Origin of the sequence: Streptomyces sp. Isolate_45 (assembly GCF_024721315.2) — a bacterium.
In the GTDB taxonomy this organism is placed as follows: Bacteria; Actinomycetota; Actinomycetes; order Streptomycetales; family Streptomycetaceae; genus Streptomyces.
The window spans coordinates 17,202-32,950 of the sequence record NZ_JANFAK020000052.1 but is presented as its reverse complement, the minus strand read 5'-3'; the positions used below and the strand labels follow the sequence as shown (position 1 = coordinate 32,950).

At 73.6% G+C, this 15,749-nt stretch carries 12 protein-coding genes and 1 pseudogene; 5 read left to right on the top strand and 8 right to left on the bottom strand.

Annotated features, from left to right (window positions below):
* Positions 1-217 precede the first annotated feature (217 nt).
* The 7 genes and pseudogenes from NOD94_RS18710 to NOD94_RS18680 form a co-directional block, all read right to left on the bottom strand.
* Positions 218-946 (bottom strand): annotated as a pseudogene (locus NOD94_RS18710) (IclR family transcriptional regulator C-terminal domain-containing protein); the annotation flags it as partial.
* A gap of 920 nt (positions 947-1,866) precedes the next feature.
* Positions 1,867-2,445 (bottom strand): sigma-70 family RNA polymerase sigma factor, encoded by a 579-nt coding sequence (locus tag NOD94_RS18705; RefSeq protein ID WP_281207117.1) that lies wholly within the window; start codon positions 2,443-2,445, stop codon positions 1,867-1,869.
* Positions 2,446-2,792: 347 nt separating this feature from the next.
* Entirely contained in the window at positions 2,793-3,197 is a 405-nt protein-coding gene (locus NOD94_RS18700) for a VOC family protein (protein ID WP_281207116.1), read from the bottom strand.
* Between the two features lie 79 nt (positions 3,198-3,276).
* A complete protein-coding gene (locus NOD94_RS18695; protein ID WP_281207115.1) occupies positions 3,277-3,702 on the bottom strand; it encodes a MerR family transcriptional regulator in 426 nt (141 codons plus the stop codon).
* 113 nt (positions 3,703-3,815) lie between these two features.
* A complete protein-coding gene (locus NOD94_RS18690) occupies positions 3,816-4,844 on the bottom strand; it encodes an NADP-dependent oxidoreductase (protein WP_281207114.1) in 1,029 nt (342 codons plus the stop codon).
* 132 nt (positions 4,845-4,976) lie between these two features.
* Positions 4,977-5,408: a VOC family protein gene (locus tag NOD94_RS18685; RefSeq protein ID WP_281207113.1), complete on the bottom strand. Its 432-nt coding sequence runs from the start codon at positions 5,406-5,408 to the stop codon at positions 4,977-4,979.
* A gap of 188 nt (positions 5,409-5,596) precedes the next feature.
* Positions 5,597-6,784 carry an MFS transporter gene (locus tag NOD94_RS18680; RefSeq protein WP_281207112.1) on the bottom strand — a complete coding sequence of 396 codons (1,188 nt, stop codon included), beginning with the start codon at positions 6,782-6,784 and terminating at the stop codon, positions 5,597-5,599.
* 567 nt (positions 6,785-7,351) lie between these two features.
* Here NOD94_RS18680 and fusA point away from each other — a divergent pair.
* The gene (gene fusA / locus NOD94_RS18675; protein WP_281207111.1) at positions 7,352-9,430 is read left to right on the top strand and encodes an elongation factor G; all 2,079 of its coding nucleotides are present in this window, start codon (positions 7,352-7,354) and stop codon (positions 9,428-9,430) included.
* Between the two features lie 64 nt (positions 9,431-9,494).
* Here the strand turns inward: fusA and NOD94_RS18670 are convergent, their stop codons facing one another.
* Entirely contained in the window at positions 9,495-10,664 is a 1,170-nt protein-coding gene (locus NOD94_RS18670; RefSeq protein ID WP_281207110.1) for an alpha/beta fold hydrolase, read from the bottom strand.
* A 329-nt stretch (positions 10,665-10,993) separates the two neighbouring features.
* On the opposite strand from NOD94_RS18670, the gene NOD94_RS18665 reads away from it, so the two are divergent.
* From NOD94_RS18665 to NOD94_RS18650, 4 genes are all read left to right on the top strand, one after another.
* Entirely contained in the window at positions 10,994-12,877 is a 1,884-nt protein-coding gene (locus NOD94_RS18665; protein WP_281207109.1) for a hypothetical protein, read from the top strand.
* A gap of 192 nt (positions 12,878-13,069) precedes the next feature.
* Complete coding sequence (locus NOD94_RS18660; RefSeq protein ID WP_281207108.1) at positions 13,070-14,017, top strand: ABC transporter ATP-binding protein; 948 nt, start codon at positions 13,070-13,072, stop codon at positions 14,015-14,017.
* Positions 14,014-15,000, top strand: coding sequence for an ABC transporter permease (locus NOD94_RS18655; protein WP_281207107.1), 987 nt, complete (start codon positions 14,014-14,016; stop codon positions 14,998-15,000). The genes NOD94_RS18660 and NOD94_RS18655 overlap by 4 nt, the downstream gene beginning before the upstream one ends.
* A gap of 54 nt (positions 15,001-15,054) precedes the next feature.
* Positions 15,055-15,513, top strand: coding sequence for a GntR family transcriptional regulator (locus NOD94_RS18650; protein WP_281207106.1), 459 nt, complete (start codon positions 15,055-15,057; stop codon positions 15,511-15,513).
* Positions 15,514-15,749 lie beyond the last annotated feature (236 nt).

Genomic DNA, 15,749 nt, shown 5'->3' with positions numbered 1-15,749 from the left:
GGGCGTGCCACCTCCTCCGGACGGACGGACGAAACGCCGGTCGGCCGGCGTTTCGTCGGAGTGGATCCGGGCGGTCAGAAGGTGTGGCTCTAGGCGGTCGGAAGGTGTTGCTCTAGGCGGTCGGTGACAGGAGTGTGCTCTCCCGTCCCGCCGAGCCCGACCGGGGGGCGCCGCCGTCGGGTCCTTCCGCGGTGGCCGTCGGGGCGGTGCTGCCCGCGACGATGAGGGCGAGCAACACCGCGGCGGCCTCGCTCTGCAGGATCCGTGCCGCCTGCCCCAGGCGCAGCGGGTCCGGGACCGGAATGGACAGGGCCACGCACTCCGCGTTGGGGCCCGCCGTGATGGGGACGGCCGCGCACACGGTACCCAGCGCGTACTCCTGGAGGTCGAGGAGCGGGGCGTTGGGCGGGCGGGCGTCGAGTTGGTGGAAGAGGGCCTCCGGGCGGGTGAGGGTGTGCGGGGTGAATCGGGCCATCCGGTGCCGGGCCAGGTGGTCCCTGCGGTCGGCCTCGCCGAGCTGGGCGAGGAGCGCCTTGCCGACCGCCGAGGCGTGGGCGGCGGCACGGAAATCCACCCACTCCTCGACCAGCGGTGCGGTCGGGCCGTCGGCGTACTGGACGATGGAGACCTCGCCGTCGGTGTAGCGGGCGAGGTACACGGCGGCGCCGACGGCGTCCCGGACCCAGGCGAGGGTTTCCCGCAGGCGCCCCCGGCCCTCCCCGGGCGTGGCGCCGCTCACCGTGCCGGTCAGCAGCAGGGCGTTGCCCGCCGTGTAGGCATCCGCTCCGACCTCGGTGGCCAGGTCGGCCCTGATCAACTGCTCCATGGCGCGGGCCAGGACCAGCTGGGGCAGTCCCGTCGCCCGGGCGATCTGTGTGAGACCGACTCCGCCCGAGTGACGGTTGATCACCTCCAGCACGCGCAGCGCCTGGTGGACGGATTCCAGCGGGGCGGACGAGACGGACCGGACCGCCTCGGTGACCGTACGGGCGGCGGTCGCGGTCCCGGTCCGAGCTGTGGGCTCCCTGGACCACGCGCGGGCCTGGTCGGTCAGGTACCGGGGGTCCAGCCGGGCGTGCTGGGCCACGGCCACGGCGATCTGCCGGCCGGGGGTGAGGACGTCCCCGAGGTCGGGGTGTTCCTTGGCGGTGCGGGCCGTGACGGCCTGGCGCAGCCGGCCGGGGAGCCGGTAGGGCGGGCGTCCCGAACGGCCGGGACCGCAGGTGAGGCCCGTCAGGTCCTGGGTGGTGATGGGGGGTGAGGTCCAGATGACGGAGGCGCCGAGGGCCTCTTCGAGGTCCTCCGGGACCGGGGGCAGCGGGGGCATGTGCTCGTCGGGAGGCAGGGCCTGGACCTGCTGCTTCCAGTGGCGGGCGGTACGGACCTCGGCGCGCGCCAGGTGGTGCAGGTGGAGGCAGCGCGCGGCGGTCCGTGAGCCCGCTCCGGCCGCGTACTGGAACCAGAACCGGGCGCCCTCCGTCCGGTCGGCCAGGTGCAGGAGGCAGCCGAACAGCAGCGCCGAGTCCTCGCCGTGGGGCCAGGAGTCGGCGGCGAGGGCGACTTCGGCGAAGTCCCGGCTCTCCACGAGGGTCCAGGTGAGGTCGTCCAGGGCGCGTGCCGCCCGGACGTGGCAGGCGGCGTCCAGGACCAGGTCGTCCACCGCGGCGTGGCGGCGGGGAGGGGATGCGGCCGTGCCGCAGACCGTACCGGCGGGCGGCCTGGAGCGGTCGGCGGCCACGCGGCGGGCGATGCGGCGCCGGGCGGCGCCCTCGTCGTAGCCCGCGTACTCCTCCACGAGCACCAACGCGTCCTTCAGGGCCGCGTCCAGCTCGCGCAGCGCCATGTCGCGGTCACGGGGCATGTCGCTCACTGCTCCTTCTCCTCTCCGGGGATCCAGTCCACCCCGAGCTTGCGGGACAGGGTTCGTCGGGCGCCGCGGATGTGCGAACGGACCGTCGCCGGTGAGATCCCCATCATCCGGGCGACCGTGTCGGATTCGTTGCCGAGCAGGAAGGACAGCAGGACCACGTCGTACTGCCGCTCGGACAGTTCGGCGATCGCCGCGTACAGGCCGAGCTTGGACTCCAGCAGTTCCAGGCGTTCGCGGGAGGTCCTGCGGAGCGCGGCGAACCAGGCCGTCTCCACCATCGCGACCGGGCGGGCGAGGACGACCAGCCGCCGCTCCACGTGCTCGCGCAGGACCGCCCACGCGAAGCCGTGGAGGCTGGCTTCGCGCAGCGCCTGTCCCCACGCCTTCAGCAGGAAGGTGAACACGTCGTCGACGACCTCTTCGGCCATCTTGGCGTTGCCCAGTTGCAGGTGGGCGTAGCGCAGGTAGGCGCGGTGCTGCTGGGAGTGGAACGCGGTGAACTCCACGGGCAGGACGCCCGCCAACTCGCTGGAGACCGCCTGGTCCCCCGATGGGTCGAACTCTCCTTCACTCATGCGCTCCCCCACGATTGTGGTCCCGCTCCCGGCGCGGGCCTGGGCACCGGGAGCGGATCGGCTGTGCCTGCGCGGACCGCGGTGGCGAGTATCGGGGCGAGGGCGACCATCTCGACGACATTCACGTGACGTGAAACCTCCCAAGTGGTGTGCGCGCGGCGGCGTGCCCCGCCCCCTGCTCGGCAGCCGCGGGGGCGCGGCGCGCCCCCCAACACCCACCCCATCGGAGAACGAGCCCGATCGTGCAGGCCGGTCCCCGGAAATCTGCCGGAAGTGGCGCACACGCTTCTTCCCGCGCCCCTCGCCCACGCGCGCACGCCCCCTCGTACGCGCCCGGGGCGGTGCCTTCAGCGGGTGGGGACCCCAGGGATGGCGGGCCGGCCGGCGAGGGTGAACGAGTGTCCGGCGGGGTCGCTGAACAGGCGCGCGTCGTGCGGTCCGTCCTCGACGTCGGTGGCCATCGGGCGGGCCCCGAGGGAGACCGCTTCGCGCTCGGCCTCGTCGAGGTCGGCGGCGTCGACCAGGATCCTCAGGTGCGCCTGCTGCGAGTCCTCGGGGCGCGGCCAGCTCGGTGGTGCGTAGCCGTGGTCCCGGCGCACGGCGAGCTGTACTCCGGCGGCACCGACGACTTCGACGATGTCGGGGGTGTCGCCCGTCCGCACGTCGGCGTCGAGGAGTTGGGCGTAGAAGAGGGCCAGGGCCTGGGGCTCGGCGCAGTCCAGTACGAGAACGCTCGTCTTCTTGACCGTCATGCGCCGCGCCTACCCGCCGTGCCCGGCGGCATGCGGTGCGCAACCGGCGACGGGCGACCGGGTGGGGATCGACGGAGTGTCAGTCATGTTCTGTCAAAAGGCCGTTGAGGGTCCGGTGGTCGCCGGCGGGCGGGTGCCCGTCGGTGGCGCCGCTCCGCGCCAGGCTCTCGCGCAGCCGGGTGAGCCGCTCGATCTCGGCGTCGAGGACCGCGAGCCGCCGGGCGACGACCGTGGAGTTCCCGGTGTCGGGTTCGGTGGTGGCGCACGACGGCTGCGGGTCGGCGTCGAGCAGGTGGAGGCGGTGGGCCCGGTCGCGCAGGTCCTCGACGGTGAGCCCGAGGGCCAGCAGGCGCCGTACCAGGCGGACCCGCGCGACCTCGGCCGGGCCGTACTCCCGCTGCCCGGCGGCCGTGCGCGCCGGTGGTGTCAGCAGGCCCCGCTGTTCGTAGAACCGCAGCGCCCTGGGCGTCGTCCCGGCCGCCGCGGCCGCATCGCCGATCCGCATTCCGTACCGTCTTCCCGCGTCGTGGCGTCGAAGTCCCGTCCGGCCTGGGGTCCTTCGGGGTCGACGCCGCTGTGACGCCATTCCTAGTGCTGTGGCCGGGAAGGTCCACAGCACTAGGGTTCCACCACGACGGCTCCGAAGTGCCGCCCTTCGATCAACTCCCGCAACGCCAGGGGAGCCCGTTCGATGCCCGGGATCCGGGTGTGGGGGAAGGTGATCTCGCCCGAGCGCAGCCAGTCGCCGAAGCGGCTGGTCCATTCCCGCTGTACGTCGGGGTGGTCGGCTCCGCTGTAGCCCTGGAGCGAGAGGCCCTTCACGACGACGCGGAAGGTGTCGATCTCGGCCGGAGCGCTGCCGCCCGCCCGCCGCGGCGACAGTTGCCCGGAGAGCGTGCCGACGAGGGCGACGCGCGCGCCTTGCCGGGCGGCGCCGAGCGCCGCGGTGAGCTGCTCGCCGCCGACGGTGTCCAGTACGGCGTCGATGCCCTCGGGGGCCGCCTCGGCGAGCTGCTCGTCGAAGGGGCGGGTGCCCCGGAGCAGGACGGCGTCGTAGCCCAGTTCGGAGACGAGGCGGGCGGCCTTGGCGGGGGACCCGGTGGTGCCGATCACCTTGGCGGCGCCCAGCAGCCGCGCGATCCGGCCCGCGAGGGAGCCGACCGCTCCGGCGGCCCCGGTCACGAGGACGACGTCGCCGGGGCGGATCCGGGCGAGGCGGGTGAGGGCGCCGTAGGCGACGGAGCCCTGGGCGAGGTGCGCGACCGGTTCGGGCAGCACGTCGCCCAGCGGGGTGCACGCGGCGTCGGGAACCAGCGCGTAGTCCCGCCAGCCGGACATGTGGCTGACGGCGGTGCCCGGACGCAACGGGCTTCCGGGCGGGGCGGCGACGACCTCGCCGACGGCGGGACCGAAGAGGGCGTCGCCCGGACGCAGCAGGGGGAGCGGCAGGCCGTCGGTCTCGCCGCCGATGAGGGTGCGCAGGCCGGGGAAGACCAGGAAGTGGCTGTTCCTGACGACCACTTGTCCGTCGGCGGGTCGGGGCAGCGGGGTTTCCGCGAGGACGAAGTGCTCCTGCGCGGGCAGCCCTTCGGGGATCGCGGCGAGGCGGACCTCGCGGCCGGTGGGGGGCGGAGCGGTGGCGGGCATGCGGGCTCCCGGGCGGGTTCGGGGCGGCGGCCGGGCGGTCGCGCGGCCTGGGTGCGGTGACGCTAACCCCTGACCCGCGGGTCAGGGTCAAGGGCGCCACCCGGCGGTTTCGCCCGGGAGGGCCGCTGCCGGTCAGCGTTCGGACAGCTCCGACGGGGCCTCCTGGACCACCCAGCCGTTGCCGTCGGGGTCCTCGAAGGTCAGGAAGGAGTTCCAGGTCGCGCCCTTGCCGTCCTCCCAGCCCGTCTCGCCGACGTGGCGGACCGGGGAGACGACGACGCCGCGGGCGACCAGTTCCGCGCGGGCCGCTTCGATGTCGGTGACACAGACCTGGAGGCCGTGCAGGGTGCCGGGGGCCATCTGTCGGGTACCGGGAGCCGCGGGCATGCCCCGCAGCATCGCGATCGAACAGCGCGATCCGGGCGGGGTCATCTGGATGATGCGCATGCCGGGCGCGACCTCGTCGTCGAGGTCGACCTTGAACCCGACCTTGTCGGCGTAGAACTCCTTCGCTCGGTCCATGTCGGTGACGGGGACGGGTACGACTTCGAGCGTCCAGTTCATGGAGGGTCTCCTCGTGTCACGCCGGCGGGTCGGTCCGGGCCGGTGGCCCGGGTGGGGGGCGGTTCCACGGTGTCCCACGAACGGCCGGCGCGCACGCCGCAACGCCGCCGGCGCGGCCGGCGTTCTCCCGGCGGGGAAGCCGGATCCTGGTGAACGCCTGCCGGGGGACGAGGGGTTGCGCCGGTGGTTCAGCGCGTCGGGACGGGCCGGCGGAGCAGGTAGACGCCGGCGGTGGTGACCAGGACCGCCATGCAGGCGATGAAGACCAGCCCCGCTCCCTCCAGACCCATCGGACCCGTCAGGAGGCCCACGCCGATCACCGGGACGGAGATGCCCGTGTACGCCACCACGAACAGGGTCGAGATCACCGCGGCGCGCCGGTCCGCGGGGGACGCCGCGGCCACCGCGGACAGCGCCCCGCGGAAGGCCAGGCCCTGCCCGGCCCCGCCGACGAGCGCGCTGAGCACCACCAGGGACAGCTGGTCCCACCACAGCGCGCCCGCGAGCAGCGCGAGCCCGGCGAGCAGACCGGCGCAGCCCAGGGGCAGGGAACGCCCCACGCCGACCCGACCGACCGCGAGCTGTCCGGCGGTCGACGCGAAGAAGGCCAGGGCGACGACGAGCCCGCTGACGGCGCGGTTGTGGACGTCCAGGGACTGCGCGAGGAACGCCGGGCTGACCGAGGTGAACACCCCGAACAGGGCGAACCCGACGAACGCGGCGATGGCGGCGGGCCCGAACACCGCCCGTACCCCTGAGGGCAGGGCGGGCCGTTGGGGGCGTACGGTCCTCAGCGGGCGTCGCTCCCGCACGGTCTCGGGGAGCCGCAGCAGGACGGCCGCCGACGCCGCCACCAGGACGAGGTGCACGACGAACGTGAGGTGGAGGGGCCAGGGCGCGTACTGCGCGAGGATTCCGGCGAGCAGCGGACCGCAGCCCAGTCCGCCCATGTTGGCGGCGGTCGCGACGAGCGTGGCCCGGGAGGAGCCGTCCCTGGGGGCGAGCTCCATCACGTACGCGGTCGCGGCCCCGGTGAACAGGCCCGCGGACAGGCCTGACAGCAGCCGTCCGGCGTACAGCCAGCCCATCGCGTCGGCGCACAGGAAGCAGCCGGCGCTCGCGGCGGCGAAGCCGAGTCCCGCCAGGAGGACCGGGCGCCTGCCGACCGTGTCCGAGGCGTTGCCCGCGAGGAGGAGGACGCCGATGACGCCGAAGGCGTACACGGCGTAGATGACGGTCACCATCAGCTCGGAGAAGCCGAACTTCTCCTGGTAGAGGCCGTAGAGGGGGGTCGGCAGGGTGGTGCCGGCCATGCACACGGCGAACACCGCCCCGGCGAGCACGCACTGACGCCATCTTCGACGGTCACCGTCCATGCCGCCGACGGTAACCCCGGCCCGCGGTCCCGGCCGGGCGCGTCGTGCCCGGCGCGTCGGAAGGGCGCCCGCCGGCCTGACGGCCCACCAGGACGGACCGTGCCGGCGCCCGGACGGGCGGATGCGGGGCCCCGGTGCGGGGGGCGCGGGGCCCGGTGCGGGGGGCGCGGTGCGTGTGCGCCGCGGAAAACGCCGTGCCACGTGGCCGCCCGGCTGCCTACACTCGCCATGCGCGCCGCCGACCGGGCTCGGCGCGCCCGACGCCGAACGAAGAGAAGGGGAACCGGGCCATGTGCACGTACCGCACCGCCGCCTTCGTTCCCCCGTCCCGTTACGACGTGATCCCGGTGTCTCGCACCGTGCGGTGCCGGCCGCGCGGCCGTCACCGTATGCCCGTGACACACCTCTAGGCTCCGACCTCCGTCCTTCCCGTCCCCCCGCTCCGCCCTCCCGGGTTCCGTCCCGGCCCCGGGCCGGCCCGCCGGGGGCGGGGCACGCGGGTGGGTCCGTACGTGGTCCGGGAATCGCGCCGATCCCCTCGTTCCCTCGTTCGAAAGGCCTCGGGCCATGCGCACCGACCGGCGTTCCGCCGTCCCCTTCTCCCTCGCCCTCACGACCCTCCGCAACCTCGGGATCCTCGCCCACGTCGACGCGGGCAAGACCACCGTCACCGAGCGGATCCTGTTCACGACCGGCGCGGTCCACAAGCGGGGCGAGGTCCACCACGGCACCACCGTCACCGACTACGACCCCCAGGAACGCGACCGCGGCATCACCATCTTCGCCGCGGCCGTGAGCTGCACCTGGGAGGGGCACCGCGTCAACCTGATCGACACGCCCGGTCACGTCGACTTCGCCGACGAGGTCGAGCGGTCCTTGCGGGTCCTGGACGGGGCGGTCGCCGTCTTCGACGCCGTCGCGGGCGTCGAACCGCAGAGCGAGTCGGTGTGGCGGCAGGCGGACCGGCACGGCGTGCCCCGGATCGCGTTCGTCAACAAGCTCGACCGGGCCGGCGCCGACCTCGACGCGGCGGTCGCCTCGATCCGTGACCGGCTGGGCGCGGTTCCGCTGGTGGTCCAGCTGCCAGTCGGGCAGGAGGACGGCTTCCGGGGTGTGGTGGACCTCGTCCGGATGCGGGCGCTGATCTGGCACGAGGACGGGGAAGCGTACCGCACGGAGCCGGTGCCCGAGCCGCTGCGGGAGGAGGCGCTGCGCCGCCGCCGGCTCCTGGAGGAGACGGTCGCCGAACTGGATCCGCAGGCGTTGGAGGAGTTCTGCGCGGAGTCCGCGCTGAGCGCGGCGACCCTGGTCCGCGCACTGCGGGGGCTGACGCTGCGGCGCGAGGCCGTGGTGGTCCTGTGCGGTTCGGCGTACCGCAACCGCGGGATCGAGCCGCTGCTGGACGCGGTCGTGGCCTATCTGCCGTCGCCCGCGGACATGCCGCCGGTGCGCTGCACGGCCGACGGGGGCGAGGAGGAGCGGGCGCCCGATCCGGCGGCTCCGTTCGCGGCCCTCGCCTTCAAGGTGACGGCCACGGCGACGGGGCGGCTCACCTACCTGCGGGTCTACTCGGGGACCCTGCGCAAGGGCGCGTCCGTACTGGATCCCGGTACGGGCCGTACGGAACGCGTCGGGCGGATCCTGCGGGTGCAGGCCGACCGGCACGAGGAGAGGGAGGAGGCGGTGGCCGGTGACATCGTCGCCGTGATCGGTCCGAAGACGGCCCGCGCGGGTACGACGCTGTGCGCGCCGAACGCGCCCGTGCTGCTGGAACCGCCCACGGTGGCGGATCCGGTGGTGTCGGTGGCGGTGGAGGCACGGCGCGGCACCGACACGGGTCGGCTCGCCGTGGCTCTGGCGCGGCTGGCGGAGGAAGATCCTTCGCTGGTGGTGCGGTCGGACGCGGAGACCGGCCAGACCGTCCTGTCGGGGTTGGGCGAGCTGCACCTGGAGGTCGCGGTGGAGAAGATCCGCAGCGGGCACGGGGTGCAGGTGGCCGTCGGCCAACCGCAGGTCTCCTACCGGGAGACGGTCGTGCGCGGGGTGGCCGGTCTGGTCCACCGGCACGTCAAACAGGACGGTGGCGCGGGCCAGTTCGCGCACGTCGTCATCGACGTGGAGCCGTTGGAGGGTCCCGGATTCGAGTTCCGGTCGACGGTCGTCGGCGGCCGGGTGCCGCAGGAGTACGCGCGCGCCGTGGAGGCGGGCTGCCGGGACGCCCTCACCGAGGGTCCGTTGGGCGGCTTCCCGGTGACGGGGTTGCGGGTCACCCTCACCGACGGGGCGACCCACTCCAAGGACTCCTCGGAGATGGCGTTCCGGGCCGCGGGCCGCTTCGCCCTGCGCGAGGCGCTGCGGGCGAGCACCGTGGAACTGCTGGAGCCGGTCGTGGAGGTGACGGTGACCGTTCCGGAGGACGGTGTCGGCGGTGTCCTCGGTGACCTCGCGGCCCGGCGGGGCCGGGTCAGCGGGTCGACGGCCGGCGCCGGGACCGCGGTGATCACGGCGACGGTGCCGCTGGCCGAGCTCTTCGGGTACGCGTCCCGGCTGCGGGGCCGGACCCAGGGCCGGGGCACGTTCACCACCCGGCCCACCGGGCTCGCGCCGGTCCCGTCGTCGGTCGCGGGCACGCTCCTGCCCCGATAGCGGCGAGCGCCGGAGCCCCGTCCCCCCACGCCGGGGGGCGGTGCTCCGGCTTCCGGACGCCCGCCTACGGACGCCCCGTTCCGGGGTCCGCCCGGGGCCTGTCGTGGAACCGGACCTCGGGGTGGTTCTTCGAGGGGCCGTCCAGCAGGGCGGCCGGGCGGCCCTGGAGGTGGGTGTCGGCGAAGGCGGTGACGTACGCGCGCAGGAGGGTGTCGCAGCGGTCGCCGTCGAGGGGCTGGAGCCGGATGCCGAGTTGCTTGCCGATGGACGCCATGTCACCGAAGGAGGTGTGCTCGGTGCCGTCGATGGTCAGCCAGCGCTTCCAGCCCGTCAGTTCGGTCCAGGTCTCGTCCCAGGTGCGGTCGGGGCCGCCGGGCACGTGGCTGGGCTTGCCCAGCATCAGGAACGGGCGGTCCAGGGGGACGTCGTTGGGGAAGCGGAAGTTTCCGTCCATGTTGACGCCCGCCTTGATGCGCGGGTCGCCCAGCATGGTCGGGATCGCGCTGAAGCCCCCGGCGGAATGCCCGACCATGGCGATCCGCCCGGTGTCGATGAGCCGGCCGCCCTTCCACTTCGGGTGCCGGCCGGTGAGCTCGTCCAGTACGAAGGACACGTCCTGGGCGCGGACGGCTCCGACGCGCGGGAAGTCCGGGTTCCCGCAGGGCGTGCAGGAGGTGGTGCGGCCGTCGGGGAAGGTGGTGCCGGCGGCTTCGTGGTTGTGGCCGATGCCCGCGACGACGTAGCCCCGGGAGGCGAGTTCCTCCGCGAGGCCCGTGAGGGTGGCGCGCGGCATTCCGAAGCCGGGTGAGAGGACGACCAACGGCAGTCCGCCGCGCGCCGTGACGGGTTCGGCGCCGACGGTCGCGTGGGTGACCACGGTGGTCAGTACCTCGGAGGGCACCTCCTTCGGTACGACGGCCCGGTTGGATTCGACGTACCTCCGGGACTCCTCGGCCGTCATGTAAGGGGCGGGCACGCGCGAGGGCTTCTTCGCCGGATACCAGACCGACACCATCAGTTCCCGGCGTTCCCCCGGCACCCAGGGGTCGGCCCGGTCCTGGTCCTTCAGGTGGACGGTCGTCATGCCCACCGGCTGTCCGCCGGTCGGCGCGCGGAGCGCCGGCGCGACCTGCGGGGTGGTCGCGCCGGTGGTCGCGGCCTGCCCCGAATCCGCCCGGGCCGTACCGGTCATGAGCAGGGTGGCTGCCGTAACGGCCAGTAACGCACGCCTCATTGGTGTCCTCATCGATGTCCTCATGGTGTCCTCGTCGCGATGTCCGCCGCGGCGGCCGGGCCGCGGTCGACGGTCCGATGTCCCCGATGCTAGGAACGGATCGCGGCCCGGCCATCGGCCCACGGTGGTACGCCCGTACGCCCCTGCATCCGTGGGATGACATCCGTGGTGGGACCGCGTGGGCGCGGTTCGTCCAGACGGGGCCGGTTCCGGCGCGGCCGGGCGATCTTCCGATGGTCCGATGGTCGTTCGAGGCACTCTCTGAAAGGAGCGCGCCACCACCCATGCCCGTCTCTCGTTTGACGTCCGGATCACCCGAAGGGAGAAGCATGGTGCGTACGAGGTCCACCGCGTTGGCCACTGCCCTGCTGTCGACACTGTTGTGCGCCGCCGGCGGGCCGGCGAGCGCACGCGACGGAGTTCCACCGGACGGGCAGGCCCTGCACGACGCCCCCCTGCTCGGCATCGCGACGGCCGGTGGCGCGGCCGCGCAGGAGTTCAGAACGTCCGACGCCCGCCTGTCGCGGGTGAGCCTGTACCTGAGCAGCGGAGCCGCCACCGGCCGGGTACGGATCGAGGTCCGCGGTACCCGCGAGGACGGCGGGTCCACGATCGCGGCGCGCACGGTCGACGTGGCGAAGCTGGGCGGCGTCGGCGCGGGCTGGCTGGAGGTGCCCCTGGATGCCACGCTGACGCCGGGCGCCCCCTACTACCTGTTCGCCCGGGCCACCACTCCGGACGGCAAGCCGGTCGTCTGGCACGGAACCCGCCGCGCCGAGGTCGGGGCGCCGGTCAGTTGGCGTCACGACGGGGAGGCGGACAGCTGGGAGGCCGTCGAGGAGCGGCTGGCGTTCCACGTGAACCCGACCGGCGACGAGCGGTGCGGGGAGACGGAGCCCTGTTACGTGCCCGCCTCCGACCGGCTCGCGCGGACCTCGGGCCTGCTCTCCAACGGCACGGCCGTGGAGGCGGTCACTCCGGAGTTTGCCGTGGGCGCCGCCTACGTGGAGGGCAGCAACGTGCTGCGGCTGCCCTCCGGGCGGTGGCGCTACCTGCCGGCGGGCGCCACCGCGTCCGTCGTCGTCGAGGCGGACGACGCCGGCGCGCTGGAGCAGATCACCGAGTCCCGGGCCTGGTTGGCGTCGGGCCGGATCCCGGGCGCGGCGGGTCCGCGGCGGGCGAGCGCGGAGCGGGCCCTGCTGTCGATGCGGGCGCTGCTGCGGCCGAACGGTTCGTTCGCGGCGGCCTGGTCGCCGTTCTGGGACTTCTCGTGGCCGCGCGACTCCAGCTTCGTCGCGGCGGCGTTCGCGCACACCGGGTACGACGAGGAGGCGTACCGGATCCTGCGCTACAACGCGCAGACGCAGCGGGCGGACGGCACCTGGGAGGCCCGTACGCGGTTGGACGGTTCCGGGCCGCCGGACGATCGGCCGTGGCAGCTCGACGGGAACGGCTGGGTGCCGTGGGCCACCTGGCAGTGGTACCGGACGGCCCCGCAGGACGGCCGCGCCGCACGGCTGGAGGCCCTCTACCCGATGGTCCGCAAGGCGGCCGACCACACGGCGGGCACCCTGGACGCCGACGGCCTGCCCCCGGCCTCCCCCGACTACTGGGAGCTGGCGACCGACAGCGCGAACATCGGCACGGCCGCGCCGCTGCTGGCGGGGCTGAACGCCGCCGCCGACCTGGCCCGCGGCCTCGGCCGGACCGAGGACGCCACCCGCTGGGCGGAAGCGGCGCAGCGCCTGTCCGAGGGCATCGCCGCCCGTTTCGCGCCGCTGGGGTACCCGCGGACCGCCGACGGGCTGAACGGCCGGGACAGCGCCGTCGGGTTCATGGCCCCGCCGTTCAACAACGCGCCCGCGGACCTGCCCCGGGCCCTCGACGACACGTACGCCGCGCTGCTGCGGCCCAACGGGGGCGTGGTCCCCGGCGACGACCCGGACGCGCCCTGGGGGAACATCACCTGGACGGCGAGCACCTCCTTCTTCGCGCTCGCCTGGGCGGGCACGGGGCAGCGGGAGAAGGCCGACGCGGTGGTGGACTGGGTGCTGTCCAAGCGCAACGCGCTCGGCGAGCTGCCCGAGACCGTCAGCATCGACGGCCGGCCGAAGGCGGTCGTACCGCTCGGGTGGACCGACGCGATCGTCCTCCTCGCGCTCCTCGGCACCGACGGCACCCCGCTGCCGACGCCGCCTGCCGCCCGTCCCTGATCGGACGCGGACACCCCACCCCACCCGTTCGCCCCCTTTCGAGTGGTTCCGCCCCGGATCCGGTGGGGTCGCCCCGCGCGGGAGCCTTCCCGCGCGGGGCGGTCGCCGCCGGATCCGGTCGTTTGACACGACCCGACCCTGAGTCCATTATTCCACTACTCATCTAGTGGATTTATGGAAAGGGGGGACGCCGTGCGCCATACGACCGATTCCGACGCGGCCGACTACCGGTGGGCCGTCGAGGCACACGGGCTGGGAAAGAAGTACCGCAGGGGATGGGCCCTGCGGGACTGCACCTTCCGGATTCCCGCCGGCCGCATCGCCGCCCTGGTCGGACCCAACGGCGCCGGCAAGAGCACCCTGCTCGGCCTCGCGACCCGACTCGTCGAGCCGACGGCCGGCGAGCTGAGGATCTTCGGCCGCCCCGTCGGATCGGACGCGACCAGGACCCGCTGGGCGTACCTCGGCCAGGACAAACCGCTCTTCAAGCGGTTCACCGTGGCCAGGACCCTGCGCATGGGGCAGGAGCTCAATCCCGGCTGGGACCGTGAGGTCGCGGAACGGATCGTGCGCTCCGGCAACGTGCCGATGGAGGCACGGATCGCCGACCTGTCGGGCGGCCAGCACACCCGCGTGGCCCTCGCGCTCGCCTTCGGCAAGCGGCCCGAACTGCTGCTCCTGGACGAGCCGATGGCCGATCTCGACCCGGTGGCCCGCGACGAGATCGGCTCACTGCTCCTCGCCGAGGCCGCCGAGAACGGAACCACCGTCCTGCTCTCCTCGCACCTGCTGAGCGAGATCGAGGACATGTGCGACCACCTGTTGGTCCTCGCCGACGGGCGCGTGCGCATGGCGGGCGACACGGACGAGCTGATCCCCATGCACTCGGTGGTGACGGGCGTGACCGACGAGACCGGCGCGCTCCCCGCCGCCCTGGACGCCCACACCCTGGTCGAGGCCAGGACGTCCGGACGTCACTTCACCGCCCTGGTGCGCCGTCAGGGGTGGATCGGCGCCGAATGGCAGCCGTCCGAGCCGAGCCTGGAGGAAGTGCTGCTGGCCTACCTCCGCTCGCCGCAGGCTCCCGCCCTGCTGTCCCCCACCTCCGTCCCCGGCCACCGAGAGGACCACGCAGCATGAGCACGCTCGCCCAGGGCCCCGCGATCCGCGGTCACAAGCCGTCCGGTCCCCGCGCGCTGCGCGGACTGGCCTGGCTCATGGTGCACCAGCACCGCGCCGCCCTCCTGTCCTGCCTCGCGCTCACCCTCCTCGGCGCGGCCTGGATCATCTACCAGCGCGGCGCGATGCTGGACTCCCTGCACGCCGCGGGCTGGCCCGGCAAGTCGGCCGACTCCCTGCCGGGGGACCTGACCAACCGGATATCCAACGACCTCAACTCCGGAGGGACGACACTGGGCGCCCTCCCGATCCTGCTCGGCGCGTTCCTCGGCGCACCACTGATCGCCGCGGACTACGAGAACGGAACGGGACGGCTCGTCGCCACCCAGTCCGTATCGCGGCTCCAGTGGCTGCTGGCCAAGATCTCCTTCGCATTGATCGTGGTGACCGTACCGGCGACGGTCCTGAGCCTGCTCTACGGCTGGTGGTGGAGGTCCCTCGGGCCGCTCGCCCCCAACGACTGGCTGTCCGGAGCGCTGTTCGACACCACGGGTCCGGTCCTGGTGGCCACCACCCTGTGCACCACCTCGCTCGGCATGGCCGTCGGCACGCTGCTGCGTCGGGGCACGCCCGCCACGGTCGCGACCTTCCTGATCTCGGGCATCGGCCTGACCGGGGCCGGCGTCTTCCGGAACGAACTCGCCACGCCGCGCCGGGTCGCCTGGCCGCTCGACGGCGCCATGCCGGCCGCCCTGAACGGCGGGATCGAGGTCGACCAGTGGGTCGGCACCGCGTCGGGCAAGCTCTACGGGTGGTCCACCTGCGTCCACGACGCGTCGACCGAGAAGTGCCGGAGCGACCTCGGCATCGTCAACTCCGTCCGGGACTACTTCGGCCGCGATCAGATGGTGGGCATGCAATGGACCGCCACGGGACTACTGCTGGCGCTGACCGCGCTGTTCCTGGGGGTGTGCGTGGTCCGGGCCCGCAAGGGCCGGCTGTAGACCGGCGAACGCCTAGGCTGAGCGAAAACGACGAGGATCAAGGAGGCGGGCACCGTGGTCGTGTTCCGCATCGAACGACGCAGCGGCCTGCCCGCCTACCTCCAGATCGTCCACCAGGTGGAGCAGGCGCTCCACATGGGGGCGCTGACCGAGGGCGACAAGCTGCCCACCGCGGCGCAGGTCGCCGCCACCACGAAGGTGAACCCGAACACCACCCTCAAGGCCTACCGCGAACTGGAGCGATCCGGACTCGTCGAGGTCCGGCAGGGATCCGGCACCTTCATCACCCGGACTCTGGCAACTCCCCGAACGGCACCGGAGTCTCCCGTACGGGCCCGGTTGGGCGAGTGGATGCGCGAGGCGCGCGAGCAGGGCCTGACCGCACAGGAGGTCACCAGCCTGTTCGACACCGTGCTGGGCGAGGAGTATCCGGCGGGCGTACCGAGACCCGCGCACACTCCGGCGGCCCCGGCTCCGGCCACTGCCACCGCCCCACCCACACCTATCACCTGAGATTCATTGCAGGATCGTGAAGACGATCTTTCAAACCAAGTCAATCACGGGATCCATGCCTACTGTTCGTAGGTACCTCGCTCCACGCGTTTCGTCTACCCCTGGATCCCACGATGCTTGCTGAATCCCCGCGCCGCCGTACCCTCCTCGCCCTCGCGACGTCCGCCACCGCGCTCGCGCTCCTTGTCACCGGCTGCGGATCCGGCGGCTCCGACGAGCGGCGCATCCGGGTGGGC